Raw genomic sequence first — 16,480 nt, 5'->3', positions numbered from 1 at the left:
CTCAGAGAAACGAGACCCCCATGTTCGCCGTCACAACCAACGACATCCCCGGTTACCGCATCACGCGGGTGCTTGGTGAAGTCATGGGGCTTACCGTCCGCTCAGCCAATTTCGGCCAGAACTTCACCGCAGGATTCCGTGCGCTCGCCGGCGGGGAGATGCCCGAGTACACGAGGGTGATCTACGAGTCTCGTTTCGAGGTCATGGAGCGCATGTGGGCCGAAGCCCAGCAGCGTGGCGCGAATGCGGTCATCGCGATGCGTTTCGACTCTGGTGCGATTGGGAGCTTCACTGAGTTCTGCGCTTACGGCACTGCGGTGATCGTCGAGCCGATCCAGCCCCCGCAGCGGTAACGACCGCCTCCCACCGATCTGGGTGGAACTAGCCCAGATCGGTGGTCCTGGCCAGGGCAGCGGCTGGTGCACGCCCCTACTTCTTTGACACGCAGACTGTGCGCACAGGGCGGTCAGCGAACTCCATCGCCAATCCCGTGGATTCTCATCTCCCGTCCCCTAACGGGGGTGAGGCGTTTAGGCTTTCGCCATGTCGAGTCGGGAACAAAAAGTCAGGCGTGAAGGCTGGAACTGTCTCGTTGCGGGCGCAGTCCTTTTCCTCCTGCAGGCGTACCTTTCAATCCCCAGTCCGGGATCTCCGCCACCGACGAGGACACTCCGTCGGCGTTCCTAGGAATTCTCCGCCTCATCACGCCTCTTATCTGGATGCTTGGTCCGTTTCTGCTCGTCGCCGGCACTCTGCTGGTGCGGCTATCGAGCTTGTGGGCCGTCACCCCCTGGGACGCGCCAGTCGCACACACTGAGCCCAACGCGCCCTTGTCGACCGACTCCGCTGCCCAGTTCGCGGACACAGGTGAGCGTGACGATGCGTGGGCAGGATCCGCCGTCGGTGCTGCCGATCCCGCAGCGGCTTCGCCCCGCCGCGTTTCGTCTCTCACCTCGAACGGGGGTGCGACTCACTCTCCTGACGTGACACCCGGCAGCGAGTGGGACGACCCGGAGCGGGCTTCCTCCAGGTAGGGAGTCAACTCCACAGCAAGCATCACGGACCCACGCCTCAGCATGTCTCGACGTCCACGAACTCGGACCCCACAATGCGCAACCCAGCATCAATACCAAACCGAGTGAAGAACAAGCGATGCTCAACGACCCCTCCCGGCTCAGCATCACCCTCCCGCTCCCGGTAACGCGCATTCCGCCCATCCGTACACGCATCCACAGCCACAACCGACCCATACCGAGACACCCCAGGAGCACGCCTCACCCAAACAACCGAACCCTCCCCCTTAACACGCTGCCTCCCCTCCGCCTGCACAAACGCCTGTCGAAGAAGCTCCCGAAACCGAGGCTCCGTCACCGCCTCAAGCTCCGGCGTCACAACAGGATGAGCACTCAACTCAACCCTCTGCACCTCCGCCCAATACCGCCGATACACCGCCTCAGCCTCCGCATACAACGCATCCCGACGCTGCGCCTGCTCAAACTCAATCGGCCCACACACCACCGGATCACCACCGGCTTCTGGAACACACACCAACGTCGCGGAGGGGGAAGGGGTCACTACCGGGCTGGACGAACAGCCAGCCCACGCAACGCACGCCACACCAACAACCAGCGAACAGACACGCTTCACATAAGCCATCAGAAATGCCTCCGGGGTGGGGGATACCTCAATGTGACATAGCCTGCGTGCTCGTTTTTAGGCAGGGGTGTCTTATCCACAGGGGCACGCGCGGGGTCTCTCCTGCCCAGAGTTCAGAAGAGGACCGCCGCTTGCGCGACGACCCCCTTCTCAGCGGAAACCCAGCCCGGATCAGGCCTTTTTCAGCGCGAAGCGCAGTCCCAGGCCCTCATCTGTGGCGACGTCACCGGACGGCTCACCCTCGGTCAGCGACGTAGCCAACACCTCATCAGCGACCAACCCGGACGCCTCACGCAACGCCTCGGCCAGTTCGCCCTCGGCCGCCCAGGTGAGCGCGATGCGGTCCGACACCTCCAGCCCGGAACTCTTGCGCTGCTCCTGCACCAGGCGGATGACCTCGCGGACCAAGCCAGCCCGCACGAGTTCCTGGGTCAGTTCCAGATCCAGGGCCACCGTCTCGCCCTGCTCGTTGACCACCGACCAGCCCGCCCGCGGACGCTCCGAGATCAGCACCTCTTCGGCGCTCACCACGGTTCCCCCGTCGAAGTCGACGCTCGCCGAGCCCTTCTCCTCCAACTCCGCGGCCAGCGCGGCCGCGTCGGCGGCGGCGATCGCGGCGGCGACCTTCGGGGTGTCCTTGCCGAATCGCTTGCCCAGCGCACGGAAGTTGCCCTTGGCCGTGTAGTCGACCACGTCGCCCGCGGACGCGAACGACTCCACCGCGCCCACGTTGAGCTCGTTGGCGATCTCGGCGACCAGTTCGGCCCCCAGCTTCGCGAAGGACGCCCCCGGCACCAGGATGCGCCGCAGCGGTTGGCGAGTCTTCACCTGTGCCTCCGACCGTGCCCCGCGTCCGAGCTCCACCAGGCGTCGAGCGACGCCCATCGACTCAATCAGGTCGGCGTCCACGCCCTCGCCCTGCACCGTCGGCCAGGCGGCCAAATGCACCGACTCGGGGGCCCCCGGCACGGCAGGGACGATCATGTCCTGCCACACCTGCTCGGTGATGAACGGCGCCATCGGCGCCATCAGCCGCGCGACCACGTCCAGCGTTTCGTGCAGCGTCCACAATGCCGCCTCGTCGCCCGCCCAGAACCGACGCCGCGAGCGGCGCACGTACCAGTTCGACAGGTCGTCGACGAAGTCGCTGAGCAAAGCACCGGCACGCTGGGTGTCGTAGGCCTCCAGCGCGGCCGTCACCTGGTCGATGAGCTGGTTGCGGACGGCGACCAGCCACCGGTCCATAACCGGACGATCCGCGACGGCAGGGGCAGCCCCGACAGGAGCCCAGCCGCTGGTGCGGGCGTACAGCGACTGGAAGCTGACCGCGTTCCAGAACGTCAACAACACCTTGCGGACGGTCTCTTGGATCGTCGAGTGACCCACACGTCGTGACGCCCACGGCGAACCGCCCGCCAGCATGAACCAGCGCACCGCGTCCGCCCCATGCCGATCCATGAGAGGGATCGGCTCCAAGATGTTGCCCAAATGCTTGGACATCTTGCGGCCGTCCTCAGCGAGGATCAGTCCCAGGCACACGACGGTGCGGAAGTCGGACTCGCCAAACACCAGCGTCGAGACGGCCATCTGCGAGTAGAACCAGCCGCGCGTCTGATCGATGGCCTCAGAGATGAAGTCAGCCGGGAACGCCCGCTCAAACTTCTCCTTCGAGCCCTCCACCCACGGGTACCCCCACTGCGCGAACGGCATCGAACCGGAGTCATACCAGGCGTCGATGACCTCCGGGACGCGACGCGATTCGCGTCCGCACGTCGGGCAATCGAACGTGACATCGTCGACGAACGGGCGGTGCGGATCCAGCGTGGACAGGTCCCGACCGGTGAGCTCGGAAAGTTCCTGGCGCGAGCCGACGCACACCTGGTGATCCTCCGAGCATCGCCAGATCGGCAGCGGCGTGCCCCAATAGCGCTTGCGCGACAGCGCCCAGTCGACGTTGTTCTTCAGCCAGTCGCCGTAACGGCCGTGCTTGATGGTCTCCGGATGCCACGTGGTCGCCTCGTTCTGGGCGAGCAACTCCTCCTTGATCGCGGTCGTCCGGATGTACCACGACGGCTGGGCGTAGTAGAGCAGCGGGGTGTGGCATCGCCAGCAGTGCGGATAGCTGTGCTCGTAGTCGAGCTTGCGGAACAGCAGGCCCCGCTCGGTCAGGTCCTCCAGCAAGATCTTGTCGGCCGACTTGAAGAACTGCCCGCCCACCAGGGCGATCTCCGGTTCGAACGTGCCGTCAGGACGGATGGGGTTCACCATCGGCAAGCCGTAGGCGCGGCAGGTGAGCATGTCGTCCTCACCGAAAGCGGGCGCCTGATGGACCAGACCGGTGCCGTCCTCGGTGGTGACGTAGTCGGCGAGGATGACGTAGTGGGTGCCGCCCGGGGTCTCGGGGAAGTCGACGAGATCGAAGGGACGCCGGTACGTCCAGCGCTCCAACTCGCGTCCGCCGAACGTCTCCCCCAGCGTCCATTCCTCCCCCAGCACCTTCAGCGCCAACGGCTCGGCAACCAGGAGGGCGTCCTCGCCATGACGGGCGACCACGTACGTGACGTCGGGGTGGACGGCGACCGCCGTGTTCGAGACCAGCGTCCACGGCGTCGTCGTCCACACCAGCAGGTCGACCTGACCGGCGAGCGGGCCCGAGGTCAGCGGGAACCGGACGTACACCGACGGATCGACGACGTCCTCATAGCCCTGCGCGAGTTCGTGGTCCGACAGCGTCGTGCCGCAGCGGGGGCAGTACGGGGCGACGCGGTAATCCTCGACGAGGAGCCCCTTGGAGTGGATCTCCTTCAGCGACCACCACACCGACTCGACGTACTCGGTCGACATCGTCCAGTAGGCGTCGTCCAGGTTGACCCAGTAGCCCATCCGTTCGGTCAGTTGGGACCACTTGTCGACGTGGCGGGTCACCGAGGCACGGCAGCGATCGTTGAACGCCTCGACGCCGTACTCCTCGATGTCGGCCTTCCCGGCGAACCCCAGTTCCTTCTCGACGGCCAACTCGACGGGAAGGCCGTGGCAGTCCCAGCCCGCCTTCCGCTCGACGTGGAAGCCCTGCATGGTCTTGAACCGGGGGAAGATGTCCTTGAAGGAACGGGCCTCGATGTGGTGGGTGCCCGGCATGCCGTTGGCGGTCGGCGGGCCCTCGTAGAAGGTCCAGCGAGGCGCACCGTCCGTCTGGGCCAGGGAGCGCTCGAATGTGCCGTGATCGCGCCAGAAGGCGAGCACCTCATGCTCCATCGCGGGAAGGTCTACCTGCGGCGCGACGGCGTTGTACCCGGGTTGGGTGGTCATCTCATCCTCTTCGTTCCTCGTTCGGACGAAGGGACGAGGCTCTCGCCCCGCGGTACCACCCTCCTTGGACGCCGAGGCGTCCCGCTTCCTTGTGCGCCGCGGCCGGTTCTAATGAGCCCCTCGCGGGGCCGTTCTTCCGGCAGCTCGGGGGTGATGGCCCCGTCACAGCCGTGCGGACCCTCCCATGATACGGGCGGCTTCAACCCCGGCCAAGTGGGGGCGCTCGCTGCTCCGCTGCCGACCACCGGGAGCCCTGCGCTCCGGTTCTGGCATTTCCGCAACGCTCGACGAGAGGGGCCACCTCCGTGGCTAGGAGGAACGCCCGGAGGGCGGGGATCGACCGTGGGGGAAATGCCATCGAACCCTGCCACACGTCGCGACGACGCCGCGGCGACCGGGAACAGGGTCGCCGCGGCGCCGGCCCGGTGGCGGCCGGGCCGCTGAGGGGTCAGCGCGGGATGCGGGCCACCACGTCGATCTCGACGAGGATGTTCGCCAGCTGCGAGCCGACGGTGGTGCGCACCGGGTACGGCTGGGAGAAGAACTCCGCGTAGGCGTCGTTGAACTCGGCGAAGTCGGCCAGGTCGGCCAGGTGGACGGTCGTCTTGAGCACGTCGTCCATGCCGACGTTGTGCTGCGCGAGCACGTTCTTGATGTTGGTCAGCACCTGCCCGGTCTGGTCGGCGACGCTCGCGGGCACCTCGCCGGTGGCCGGGTCCTGCGGGCCGAATCCGGCCGTGAACAGCAGGTCGCCGCTCACGATGCCCTGGCTGTACGGCCCCGCCGGCCGGGGCGCCTCGGCGGTGACGATGGCCTGCTTGATGATGTCGGTCATGGGGTTCCTTTCGTGGAGGGTCGGGGGTCGGAACGGTGGGTCCGGCGGGTCACGCCGCCGGCGGGGCGGCGCGGAGGCCGCCGCCGGGCAGGGCGCCGGTGAGGCGTTCGCCCGCCAGCACCGGGACGCCGGCGACCAGAACGTCGTCGATGCCGACGGCCAGGCCCAGCGGCTCGGGGTAGGTGGAGGTGTCGGCGACGGCGTCCGGGTCGACGAGGATCAGGTCGGCGACGGCGCCGGGCCGCACCATCCCGCGCTCGCCGAGCCGGAACCGCAGGGCGGCGCCCCGCGAGAGGTGCCGCACGGCGGTGGGCCAGTCCCAGAAGCCGTGCTCGCGCACGTAGGTGGCCAGGAAGGCCGCGAACGTGCCGCGGGCCCGCGGGTGCGGGTGCTGGCCGATGAAGATGCCGTCCGAGCCTCCCAGGTGGGCGGGGTGGGAGAACAGGCGCCCCAGGTCCTCGACCGAGCGCTGGACGCGGTCGCGCCCCTCGGGGTCGGGATGACGGCGACCGCCTCGGCCGGCGGCAGCGCGTTGAGCTCCGGCGGCAGCAGCATCATGCCCATGATCGAGCAGCCCCGGGTGTAGGGGTAGGCGTCGTAGCTGGCGCTGACGCCCTGGGCGTCCAGCCACTCCATCAGCTCGTGGGCCAGGTCGGCGCGGGGGTGGAAGTGCGACAGGTGGACGCCGACGCCGGCTGCCCGGCCGATGCGTCCGGCCTCCTCGACGCCGACGCGGGCGTTCTCCTCGTAGCCGCCGCGCATGTGGGACACGTACGGCAGGCCGGTGCCGGCGAGCGGGGCGCACACTGCGGCGATCTCGTCGGCGTCCGCGAACAGGCCAGGGGTGTAGTCGAGCCCGGTCGAGACCCCGACCGCGCCGTCGGCCAGCCCCTCGGCGACGAGCGCGACCATCGCGGCGAGCTCGTGCTCGGTGGCGGGCCGGTTCTCCGCGCCCATCACCTCGTGGCGGACGGTGCCCGCGGGGACGGTGTAGGCGACGTTTACCGGGACGCGGCCGTCGTAGCCGGCCAGGAGGTCCGCGACGCGGGGGCCTACGTAGTCGGGGTGCTCGCCGTTGATGGCGGCGAAGTACCACGAGGCGTACTCCCCGTCGCCGGGAGCGTAGGAGACGCCGTCCTGGCCGCCGGTGACCGTGGTGACGCCCTGGCGCAGCAGGCCGAGTTGTACGTCGGGGTCGAAGACGGCGCCCTCGGTGTGGGAGTGGGCGTCGATCAGGGAGGACGAAGCGTCCGGCGGCGTCGACGACGGTGGCGTCGCCGGCGTCCAGGCCCTCCCCCACGGCGACGATGACGCCGTCCTCGACCAGGACGTCGGCGCGCACGGGGCGGGCGGCGTCCGGGTCGACGACGTGACCGCCGCTGAGGAGGATCCTGGTCATGCCGTGGCTCCCTCGTTGAGTTCGTGCAGGCGCCCGGCGTCGGCGGTGTCGGGCCGGATGGAGGCGGTCGCGGTGGCGATGGCGCCCACCAGGCAGATCACGGCGACGTAGACGACCACGGGCCAGATCTGCCCGCTCGCCCAGCCTACGAGGGCGGTGGCGATGAGCGGGGCCAGGCCGCGGCCGTGGCCTCGTCCCTCCTGCTGGTCGGCTGCTCCGGCGGTGGGCCCCAGCAGGCGTCCACCCCGCCGGCCGGCGGCACCAGCAGCGCGCCGGGCGCGACCGCCGCCGCGTCCGCCGACCCGAGCGCCGAGGCCGCCGCGGCGGAGGCGTCCAAGGCGGGCATCGACCCAGCCAACCCGCCCAAGCCGATCGCCTCCTCCACGACCGCGGCCGTGGTCGAGGGCGACCCGAACGCCACGAAGAGGGTCGACCTGCTGGGGCTCAAGCGGTCCGGAAAGACCGTGCTCGCGTCCTATGCGTTCACGGTGACGGCGGCCGACGGGGCCAGCGACGAGCCGCGCATGCTCTACCACTACCTCGGCAACAGTTCCTGGCGTCCGCAGTTGGTCGACACCACGAACCTGACGCTCCACGAGGTGGTGCGGGCCGACGGTTCGGCCGTCCAGACCGACGACCAGGGGGTCACGTTCCGCCCGGGTCAGACGCTGTACGCCTACGCGGTGTTCGCCGCCCCGCCGGAGTCCGTGACGACGATCGACGCGGTGCTCGCCGACAACGTGCCGGCCGTCCCCGGCGCGCCGATCTCGTGATCGCCGCGACCCCCGGCTCGGCGAGCGCCGATCGGGGCCGGGCCGCCGACGCGCACGCCGCCCGCCGCATGCGGCGCGCCTGCGCGGGCGCCGTGGCCCTCGCGGCGTCGCTGATCCTGGCCCTTCCGGCGGCCGCCGAGCCGCTGCCCACCCCGAGCGACGCCGAGCTGGCGGCGAGCATCTTCCCGATCGACCCGAAGACCGCACCGATCGAGGCCCGGACGCGTCCGGTCGAGGAGCGCACCACGCAGGGGTCGGAACAGGTGGTGACGCTCAGCTCCGACATCCTCTTCGTGTTCGACAAGGCCGAACTGCCCAAGGCCGGCCCCGCGAAGATCGCCGAGCTCGTCCAGGACGTGCCGCAGGGCGCCAAGGTCTCGGTGGGCGGGCACACCGACTCGATCGGCTCGGCCGCCCGCAACGCGGCGCTGTCGCAGGAGCGGGCCGAGGCGGTGGCCGGGGCGATCCGCGCCGCCCGCCCCGACCTCGCGCTCACGGTCGAGGGGTTCGCGGCGACCAAGCCCGTCGAGCCGAACGAGAAGGGCGGCGAGGACAACCCCGAGGGACGGGCGAAGAACCGACGGGTGGAGATCCGCTACGCCGGGTGACCGGCCGCGCGCGTCCCGTCCCGCCCCCGGTTCGGCTCCGGCGTCCGCCGCCCTGCGGCGTCAGCGGCCGAGCAGCTCGGCCACGCGTTCGGCCGCCAGCCGCCCCGACGGCAGCACCATGGGGACGCCGACGCCCGGCACGGTCCCGGACCCGGCGAACACCAGGCGCGGGACGCGCCGGTCGACGTTGGGGGCCCGGAAGGGGCCCGTCTGGGGGAACGTGTGCGCCAGCGCGAACGGCGTCCCGGCGGCCATCCCCTGCGCCAGCCAGTCGTCGGGCGTGACGAGTTCCTCGACCACGATGTCGGACGGGTAGCCCGCCTCCACCAGGAACGCGTGCAGGCTCGCGCGCATCGGCTCGCGCCTGCGCGACCAGTCGATGCCGCCCACCTCGAGGTTCGGCACCGGCTCCAGGACGTACAGCGTGCTGCAGCCCTCGGGGGCGGCGTCCGCATCGTCCAGGGAGTGCACCGTCACCAGCCGCGACGGGTCGGCCATCGTCGTGCCGCGTCGCAGCAGGTCGTCGAACGCCCCGGCCCAGTCGGCCCCGAAGTGGATGTTGTGGTGCACGAACCGCTGCGGCACCCCCCGGACGCCGACGTGCCACACCACCGCCGAGGGCGAGTAGCGCCCGCCCAGGACGCCGGCGACGGCCCGCGGCGGACGCAGCCCCGGCAGCAGCCACTCGTATGCGGTCGGCAGGTCGATCGTGCAGACCACGGCGTCGGCGGCCAGCGTGCGGGAGTCGTCCAGCACCACGCCGCGCGCCGCGCCCGCGGCGTCCCGGACGAGGCTCGTCACGCTCGTGCCGTAGCGGAACTCGACGCCGGCGTCGGCCGCGGCCCCGGCCAGGGCGTCGGGGACGGCGCGCATCCCGCCGCGCGGGAAGTACACCCCCTCGATCGAGTCCATGTAGGTGATGACGGCGTAGATCGCCAGCGCCCGCTCGGGGTCGAGCCCGGCGTACATGGCCTGGAAGGAGAACAGCCGGTGCAGCCGCGGGTCGTCGAAGCGCCGCCGCACCATCGGCCCCAGCCGGCCCAGGGCGCCCAGGCGGAGCAGGCTCAGCGCCGCCCGCGGCCGGGCGAGCAGGTCGAGGGGGCCGTCGAAGTTGCGGTCGATGAAGTGCGGCATCTCGACCTCGTACAGCTCCCGCAGCCAGACCACGAAGTCGTCGAACGCGGCGGCGTCGCGGGGCCCGCACTCGGCGGCGATCTCGGCGCGCATCGCCTCGTGGCCGTGGCGCACGTCGAGGGTCGAGCCGTCGGCGAAGAAGCCGCGGTAGGCCGGGTCCAGGACGCTGAGCTCGAGCCGTTCGGCCAGGCTCGAGCCCGCCGCCCGTAGCGGACGGTCGATCAGGGCGGGCATCGTGAGCACCGTGGGGCCGGTGTCGAACGTGAACCCGTCGCGGGTCAGCCGTCCGGAGCGCCCCCCGGGCACGGGCTCCTTCTCGACCACGGTCACCCGGTGGCCGTCCCCGACCAGGTGGCAGGCCGCCGACAGGCCGGCCAGCCCGGCGCCGATCACCACGACGTGGCTCATGTCGAGCGCCACGCGATGTCGTGGGCGGCGCCGCGGAGCCCGGCGATGCCGGCGGGCGTCAGCGGCGAGCCGTCGAGGATCGCCTCGGCGGCCTCCACCTCGGCGTCGATGAGCCGCTCCATCTCGTCGCGGACCCCGGCCTCCTCCAGCGCCCGCTGCAGCCGGTGCACGTCGTCGTCGGCGAACATCAGCGTGCCGACCCGCCGCATCGCGACGGCGTCCCGCCCAGTGAGGCGCTCCACGCCCAGCACCCAGATCAGGGTGGCCTTGCCCTCGCGCAGGTCGTCCCCGACCGGCTTGCCGGTGCGCGCGCTGTCGCCCCACACCCCGAGCATGTCGTCGCGCCAGGCGAAGGCGCGGCCCAGGTGGTGCCCGAAGCGCTCCAGGGCGCCGGACTGCTCGGGCGACGCCCCGCCCGCCAGCGCGCCCAGGTGCAGCGGCCGCTGGATCGAGTAGGCGCCCGACTTCAGCGCCGCCACCTGCTCGGCGTGCGCCCGGTCCGTGCGGCCCGAGGCGCCGCCGGTGAGGTCGGCGCGCTGCCCCACGATCAGCTCCAGGCACAGGTCGTACCAGTAGTCGCGCATCTCGAGCGGGAGGGTGTGGGTGAGCCGGTCCGCCTCGGAGTGGGCCAGGTCGCCCAGCAGGATCGCCAGGCTCTCGCCGAACCGCTCCGAGGAGCCGTGCGCCTGCAGTTGGCGGTGCCGCGCGGCGGCCACCACGTGGGCGGCCGGGACGCCGCGGCGCGTCACCGAGCCGTCCATCACGTCGTCGTGGATCAGCGCGAACAGGTGCAGCGTCTCCAGGGCGGCGGCCGAGCGCACCACCTGGGCGTGCTGCGGGGAGTCCAGGGCGCCCCCCGAGGCGACGAAGCCCCAGTGGCACATCTGAGTCCGGATGCGCTTGCCGCCGGCGGCGCGCAGCGACCGCAGCCAGGTCGGCAGGTCGCCGGGTTCGGCGCCGATCACGTCGGCCACGCCGCGGGGGGCGTAGCGCTGCCACAGCCCCTCCAGGCGCTCACCCTCGGCCTCCAGCAGCGCGTCGACGGCGCCGAACGTGGCCTCCGCGGACGGCTCGGCCTCCTGGTGCGGGATCAGCGCCTCGACGCCGCCGGCCGCGGCCAGGGCGGCCACCTGGAGCACCGACCAGGGGCTGTACACCTCCGGCGTCGCCCGGCACGCCTTCACCAGGTCCTCCCAGCGCACCCAGGCGTGCTGGGCGACCTCGTCGGGGTCGGGCCGCAGCTCGCCGCGGATCCGGCCCACGAAGACCGGGCAGATCTCGTTCTCGACCACGCCGCCGGCGTCCACGGCCCGGTAGCGGAACGCGGGCAGCGCGCAGGCCAACGCGTCGACCTCGACGCCGAGTTCCTCGCGCAGGCGGCGCCGGACGGCGTCGGCGGGCGGCTCGTCCGGGCGCGGATGGCCGCAGCACGCGTTGGTCCACACGCCGGGCCACGTCGACTTGCCCAGCGCCCGGCGCGTGATGAGCACCTCGCCGCGCTCGTCGACCAGGTAGAGCGAGAACGCCCGGTGCAGCGGGGTGTGCGCGTCGTGCACGGCCAGGCGGGGCGCGGCGCCCAGGGGGCGGTCGTCGTCGTCGACCAGCACGACCAGGTCGTCGGCCGGGGCCGGCGGCGCGCCGGCGTCCCGCGGCGGGGGGCCGAGCCGGGCCGCGTCGCGGGCGTCGGCATCGCGCCGGCGGCTCACGAGGAGCCCCGCGTGGGCGCGTGGCGGCGGGCGCCGGGCAGCGCCCCGCCTCCGAAGGCCCCCCGTAGGGTGGCTCCATGAGACGGCCAGCAGACCAGCCTGACGGCGCGGAGCGCGAGGCGTCCCCGGCCGACGGGTCGACCCTGAGCGATGAGTTCGATCGTGCTGCGTCACGCTATGATCTTCTCACAATGCTCAACCCGGGTTATGGGGCGGCGCTGCACCGGGCCGCCCGAGCGCTCGTGGACGCCGCCCTGGCCGGGCCCCGCCCCGGCGCCCCGATGCTGCTGGACGTGGGCTGCGGGTCGGGGCTCTCCACCCGCGCGCTGCTCGCCGAGGCGGGCGACGGCGTCGAGGTGATCGGGGTGGACGCGTCGGCGGGCATGCTCGCCCAGGCCCGCGCCAAGCCGTGGCCACCCCGGGTCGCGTTCGTGCAGGCCCGCGCCGAGGAACTCGGGCGCGCCGCCGCCGACGGGGGCTGGCCGCCCGCGGCCGGCCTGATGGCGTCCTACCTGCTGCGCAACATCCCCAAGCCCGACCGCGACGCCGCCGTGGCCCAGCTGGTCGCGCGCGTCCGGCCGGGGGGCTGGGTGGTGCTGCAGGACTACCACGTGCGGCACTCGGCGCGCGCCAAGGCGGTCTGGACGGCGGTGTGCTGGGCCGTCGTCGTGCCGCTGGCCACGGTGCTGCGCGCGAACCCGGCCATCTACCGCTACCTGTGGCGCAGCGTGCTGGCCAACGACTCACCCGCCGAGCTGATCGCCCGGCTCGAGCGCGCCGGGCTCACCGACATCCGCCGGCATCCCGGCACCGGCTGGCAGCGCGGCATCCTGCACACGGTGCTGGCGCGGCGTCCGGAGGGGACGCCGTGAGCACCCGTTCCCCCCGGCCGCTCCCCCCGGGGCGCGACCGCACCGCCGTGCGCCATCCCGCCCGGCCCGGGAGGGCCCGGCCGGCCGCCGAGCGGCACGTCGTCGTGGTCGGCGGCGGCATCGCGGGCCTGGGCGCGGCGACGATCCTGGCCGAGCGCGGGGTGCGGGTCACGCTGCTGGAGGCCCAGCCGCAGCTCGGCGGCCGCGTCCGGGCGTGGCCCACCCCGGACGGCCGCACGATGAGCCGCGGCTTCCACGCCTTCTTCCGGCAGTACTACACGCTGCGTGCCCTGCTGCGCCGCGCCGACCCGACGCTGGCCCGGCTCGTCCCCGTGGCCGACTACCCGCTGCAGCGCTCGGACGGACTGACCGACGGCTTCGCCCGGCTGCCCACGACGCCGCCGCTCAACCTGATGGCGTTCGTCGCGGCCAGCCCCACCTTCCCGGTGAGCGGGCTCGCCTCGGTGCACCTGCCCAGCGCGCTGGAGCTCATCTCGGTGTCGTACCCGGCCAGCCACGAGCGCTACGACGGGGAGTCCGCCGCGGCGTTCCTGGATCGGCTGCGCTTCCCGGAGGGCGCCCGGCACCTGGCCCTGGAGGTGTTCGCGCGCTCGTTCTTCGCCGACCCGACGCGGTTCGGCGCGGCCGAACTGGTGGCGATGTTCCACTGCTACTTCACCGGGTCCTCGGAGGGGCTGCTGTTCGACGTCCCCGACGACGACTACGACACCGCGCTGTGGGCCCCCCTGGGTCGCTACCTCGCCGATCGCGGCGTCCGGCTGCGGCTGGGCGAGCGCGCCACGCGGGTGGTCCCGCCCGTCGCGGAAGACGGGCCGTGGCGGGTCGAGACCGACTCCGCCGCCCTGTCCGCGGACGCCGTGGTGCTGGCCACCGACCCGCGCACCACGCGGGGGCTGCTGGCCGCGCTGGCGGACGCCGACGCGTCCCCCGGCGCGTCGGCGTCCGGGCGCGACGACTGGCACCGGCGCGCCGCCAGCGCCGAGAACGCGCCCCCCTTCGCGGTGCTGCGGCTGTGGCTGGACGGCCCCGTCGGCCCCGAACGGCCCGCCTTCCTCGGCACGAGCGGCTACGACCTGCTCGACAACGTCTCGGTGCTGGAGCGCTTCGAGGGCGGCGCGGCGCGCTGGTCGGCCGAGCACGGCGGCAGCGTCGTCGAACTGCACGGCTACGCCCTTCCCGCGGGCCTCGCGCCGGAGCAGGCGCGGGCGCGGCTGCTGGCCTCGCTGCACGGCATCTGGCCCGAGACCGCCGCCCTGGGCATCGTCCACGAGGAACTACTGATCGAGGACGACTGCGGGCTGGTGAGCCCCGCGCCGTGGGCCGACCGGCTCACCGTCGAGACGCCGTACCCCGGCCTCGTGCTCGCCGGGGACGCCCTCCGCGTCGACTGGCCGATCGCCCTGATGGAGCGCGCCGCCGTCACCGGCGTGCTGGCCGCCAACACGCTGCTGGCCGGCTGGGGGGTGCGCGGCGAGGACATCTGGACCGTCCCGCTGCACGGGCTGCTCAGCCCGGGCGGACGCCTCGTGCCGGCGGGACGCCGGCGGCGGAGCCCCGCATGACGCTGCGGCGCTCGCACCGCGCCGACGAGCCGGCCGGCGTCCGGGTCGAGCGGCGGCCGTCCACCGGGGAGGGGGTGAGCACGGTGTGGCGCATCCGCTCGCTGGAGGCGGCGCGGCAGGTGCTGCGCGCGCGGCACGCCACCACGCAGGCGGGGTTCACCGCCGAGGCGATCCCGCAGGGGCGGGTGAAGCTGCGCCCCATCCTGATCTCCGACGGGCCGCTGCACGACGAGCAGCGCACCAAGGTGGCCCGCTACTTCGCCCCGCGCGTGGTCGAGCGCCGCTACGTCGGCGACATGACGGCCTGCGCCCGGCGGCTGCTCGCCGCCACCGGACGCCTCGACCTTGAGCAGGTGGCGCTGCTGTACACCGTCGAGGTGACCGCGGCCGTGGTCGGACTCACCGAGTCCGACGTCGCCCGCATGTCCCGCCGGCTCGTCTCGTTCTTCCGCCAGCCCCCGTTCGACATCGCCCGCCGCGACCTGGGCCGTACCCGGCGGCAATGGGGCGCGGCGGCCTGGCGCGGGCTGTGGCCGGTGGCGCGGTTCCACCTGTTCGACGTGCGTCCGGCCGTCCGGGCGCGGCGCCGCGCGGGGCGCGAGGACGTGATCAGCCACCTCATCGCCGAGGGGTACGGCGACGCCGACATCCTCGTGGAGTGCGTCACCTACGGCACCGCCGGGATGGTGACGACCCGGGAGTTCATCGCGATGGCGTCGTGGTACCTGCTCACCGACGACGACCTGCGCGCCCGCTACGCCGGGGCGCCGGAGGCGGAGCGGCACGCGATCCTGCACGAGATCATGCGGGTCGAGCCCGTCGTGGGGCACCTGTACCGGCGCGCGACCGCGCCCATCACGGTGACCGACGGCGAGGACGCCTTCACCATCGAGCCCGGCGACCTGGTCGACGTCGCGGTGCGCCCGGCCAACGCCGACGAGCGCGCCGTCGGGTCCGACCCGCTCGCGGTCTGCCCGGGCCGCCCGCTGCCGTCCGGGGTGCACGCCAGCGCGCTGAGCTTCGGCGACGGCGCCCACGCCTGCCCGGGGCGTCCGCTGGCGATCATCGAGACCGACGTCTTCCTGCGCGAGCTGCTGGGCCGGTCGCCGCGGCTGGTCACGGCGCCGTCGATCGGGTGGGACGACCTCATCGCCGGCTACTCGCTGCGCGGCATGGTGGTCGAGCTCGGATCCTGACCGCGTGGGCTCAGCGCAGGCGCGACGGCGTCCGGTAGGGGCCGCGGGCGAGCACGTCGGCGACGATGCCGGCCTTGGTGCGCGGCGACACGCGGTGCCGGGTCGTGAAGACGTCGTGGTCGGCGTCCTCGATGCGGTTCAGGATCAGGGAGTACATGCGCAGCGCGCTCATGACGCAGCGCGCCCCCGGGGCCGGCAGCATCCGCACCCCGGGCAGGGCGTCGCGGTAGAGGGCGCGGTTGCGCTCGATCTGGTGGGTCATCAGCGCCCGCCACTGCGGGGTGACGCGCCGCTCGTGCGGGTCGGCGCCGAACCGGGCGAGGTCGTCCTGGGGCAGGTAGACGCGGCCGCGGTCCAGGTCCTCGCCGACGTCGCGCAGGAAGTTGGTGAGCTGGAACGCCAGCCCCAGGCTGCGCGCCGGCCCGACCGCGCGCGGGGTGAGCGGCTCCAGCACCGGCATCATCAACTCCCCGATGACGGCGGCCGATCCCTCCATGTAGCCGTCGCGGAGCTCCTCCCAGCTCGCCCAGGTGGTGCGCGTCAGGTCGAGCTCCATGGCGCCGAAGAACCGCTCGAAGCACTCGCGGTCGGTGCCGCGCCGGGTGATGCTCTCGACGATCGCCGCCATCACCGTGTCGTCGCTACCGCCGGCGTCCAGGGCGGCGAAGAAGCCGTCGCGGAACCGCGCCAGCCGGATCGCCGGGTCGGGGTGGGTCGGCAGCGCGCTGTCGACGGTGTCGGGCTCATCGACGATGTCGTCGGCCAGGCGGCACAGCGCGTAGACCGCGTACACGTCGCGACGCTGGCGCCGCGGGAGAAGCATGGTGCCCCAGTAGTACGTGGTGCCGTGGCGCCGCGTCAGCTCCGCGCAGCGCCGGTAGCCCTCGGCGAGGCGCGGGTCGGACGCGGCGGGGCGCGATCCTGACGCGGCGGGGCGGGGCATTGCGCCAGCGTACTGCCTGGCCATGGCACGATGGCGAGGACCGGCTACGAGGAGGGGC

13 protein-coding genes and 2 pseudogenes are annotated in these 16,480 nt (G+C 72.6%); 7 read left to right on the top strand and 8 right to left on the bottom strand.

Going from position 1 to position 16,480, the window contains the following annotated elements:
* The first annotated feature begins 20 nt into the window (after nt 1–20).
* A complete protein-coding gene (locus C1706_RS13640) occupies nt 21–353 on the top strand; it encodes a YbjQ family protein (RefSeq protein WP_129459789.1) in 333 nt (110 codons plus the stop codon).
* Between the two features lie 1,474 nt (nt 354–1,827).
* Here the strand turns inward: C1706_RS13640 and ileS are convergent.
* From ileS to C1706_RS14420, 4 genes are all read right to left on the bottom strand, one after another.
* Complete coding sequence (gene ileS / locus C1706_RS13635; protein WP_129459788.1) at nt 1,828–4,965, bottom strand: isoleucine--tRNA ligase; 3,138 nt, start codon at nt 4,963–4,965, stop codon at nt 1,828–1,830.
* Nucleotides 4,966–5,413: 448 nt separating this feature from the next.
* Nucleotides 5,414–5,800, bottom strand: coding sequence for a RidA family protein (locus C1706_RS13630; protein WP_129459787.1), 387 nt, complete (start codon nt 5,798–5,800; stop codon nt 5,414–5,416).
* A 49-nt stretch (nt 5,801–5,849) separates the two neighbouring features.
* On the bottom strand, nt 5,850–6,050 hold the full coding sequence (locus C1706_RS14425) for a hypothetical protein (RefSeq protein ID WP_206661154.1): 201 nt from the start codon (nt 6,048–6,050) through the stop codon (nt 5,850–5,852).
* Nucleotides 6,020–6,757: a hypothetical protein gene (locus C1706_RS14420; RefSeq protein ID WP_206661153.1), complete on the bottom strand. Its 738-nt coding sequence runs from the start codon at nt 6,755–6,757 to the stop codon at nt 6,020–6,022. Before C1706_RS14420 ends, C1706_RS14425 begins: the two co-directional genes overlap by 31 nt.
* Before the next feature lie 190 nt (nt 6,758–6,947).
* Here C1706_RS14420 and C1706_RS14415 point away from each other — a divergent pair, with 190 nt between their 5' ends.
* From C1706_RS14415 to C1706_RS13610, 3 genes are all read left to right on the top strand, one after another.
* Complete coding sequence (locus tag C1706_RS14415; RefSeq protein WP_206661152.1) at nt 6,948–7,310, top strand: hypothetical protein; 363 nt, start codon at nt 6,948–6,950, stop codon at nt 7,308–7,310.
* 74 nt (nt 7,311–7,384) lie between these two features.
* A complete protein-coding gene (locus C1706_RS14125) occupies nt 7,385–7,972 on the top strand; it encodes a hypothetical protein (protein WP_164987577.1) in 588 nt (195 codons plus the stop codon).
* On the top strand, nt 7,969–8,580 hold the full coding sequence (locus C1706_RS13610; RefSeq protein ID WP_206661151.1) for an OmpA family protein: 612 nt from the start codon (nt 7,969–7,971) through the stop codon (nt 8,578–8,580). The genes C1706_RS14125 and C1706_RS13610 overlap by 4 nt, the downstream gene beginning before the upstream one ends.
* A gap of 60 nt (nt 8,581–8,640) precedes the next feature.
* On the opposite strand, the gene crtI is transcribed toward C1706_RS13610, so the two are convergent.
* From crtI to idi, 3 genes and pseudogenes are all read right to left on the bottom strand, one after another.
* The gene (gene crtI / locus C1706_RS13605; protein WP_241653582.1) at nt 8,641–10,134 is read right to left on the bottom strand and encodes a phytoene desaturase family protein; all 1,494 of its coding nucleotides are present in this window, start codon (nt 10,132–10,134) and stop codon (nt 8,641–8,643) included.
* Nucleotides 10,119–11,036 (bottom strand): annotated as a pseudogene (locus tag C1706_RS14865) (polyprenyl synthetase family protein); the annotation flags it as partial. The gene crtI and the pseudogene C1706_RS14865, both read right to left, overlap by 16 nt.
* 147 nt (nt 11,037–11,183) lie before the next feature.
* Nucleotides 11,184–11,735 (bottom strand): annotated as a pseudogene (idi, locus tag C1706_RS14860) (isopentenyl-diphosphate Delta-isomerase); the annotation flags it as partial.
* A gap of 170 nt (nt 11,736–11,905) precedes the next feature.
* Between idi and C1706_RS14705 the strand changes: the two are divergent.
* From C1706_RS14705 to C1706_RS13585, 3 genes are read left to right on the top strand one after another with little or no spacing between them, the layout of a single operon-like run.
* Nucleotides 11,906–12,700, top strand: coding sequence for a methyltransferase domain-containing protein (locus C1706_RS14705; protein WP_129459783.1), 795 nt, complete (start codon nt 11,906–11,908; stop codon nt 12,698–12,700).
* Complete coding sequence (locus tag C1706_RS13590; RefSeq protein ID WP_284690574.1) at nt 12,697–14,283, top strand: FAD-dependent oxidoreductase; 1,587 nt, start codon at nt 12,697–12,699, stop codon at nt 14,281–14,283. Before C1706_RS14705 ends, C1706_RS13590 begins: the two co-directional genes overlap by 4 nt.
* Nucleotides 14,280–15,479, top strand: coding sequence for a cytochrome P450 (locus tag C1706_RS13585; RefSeq protein ID WP_129459782.1), 1,200 nt, complete (start codon nt 14,280–14,282; stop codon nt 15,477–15,479). The genes C1706_RS13590 and C1706_RS13585 overlap by 4 nt, the downstream gene beginning before the upstream one ends.
* 10 nt (nt 15,480–15,489) lie before the next feature.
* Here the strand turns inward: C1706_RS13585 and C1706_RS13580 are convergent, their stop codons facing one another.
* The gene (locus C1706_RS13580) at nt 15,490–16,422 is read right to left on the bottom strand and encodes a phytoene/squalene synthase family protein (protein WP_129459781.1); all 933 of its coding nucleotides are present in this window, start codon (nt 16,420–16,422) and stop codon (nt 15,490–15,492) included.
* Nucleotides 16,423–16,480: the final 58 nt, after the last annotated feature.

The organism is Propioniciclava flava, from assembly GCF_004126535.1.
GTDB lineage: Bacteria > Actinomycetota > Actinomycetes > Propionibacteriales > Propionibacteriaceae > Propioniciclava > Propioniciclava flava.
Note: the sequence above shows the minus strand (reverse complement) of the source record. Positions and strands in the feature narration are given on the sequence as shown.

Bases quoted from the DNA above. Each gene is read 5' to 3' on its own strand.
- C1706_RS13640 (WP_129459789.1), top strand. From the start codon at position 21: ATGTTCGCCGTCACAACCAACGACATCCCCGGTTACCGCATCACGCGG.
- ileS (WP_129459788.1), bottom strand. From the start codon at position 4,965: ATGACCACCCAACCCGGGTACAACGCCGTCGCGCCGCAGGTAGACCTT.
- C1706_RS13630 (WP_129459787.1), bottom strand. From the start codon at position 5,800: ATGACCGACATCATCAAGCAGGCCATCGTCACCGCCGAGGCGCCCCGG.
- C1706_RS14425 (WP_206661154.1), bottom strand. From the start codon at position 6,050: ATGGTGCGGCCCGGCGCCGTCGCCGACCTGATCCTCGTCGACCCGGAC.
- C1706_RS14420 (WP_206661153.1), bottom strand. From the start codon at position 6,757: ATGGGCGCGGAGAACCGGCCCGCCACCGAGCACGAGCTCGCCGCGATG.
- C1706_RS14705 (WP_129459783.1), top strand. From the start codon at position 11,906: ATGAGACGGCCAGCAGACCAGCCTGACGGCGCGGAGCGCGAGGCGTCC.
- C1706_RS13585 (WP_129459782.1), top strand. From the start codon at position 14,280: ATGACGCTGCGGCGCTCGCACCGCGCCGACGAGCCGGCCGGCGTCCGG.
- C1706_RS13580 (WP_129459781.1), bottom strand. From the start codon at position 16,422: ATGCCCCGCCCCGCCGCGTCAGGATCGCGCCCCGCCGCGTCCGACCCG.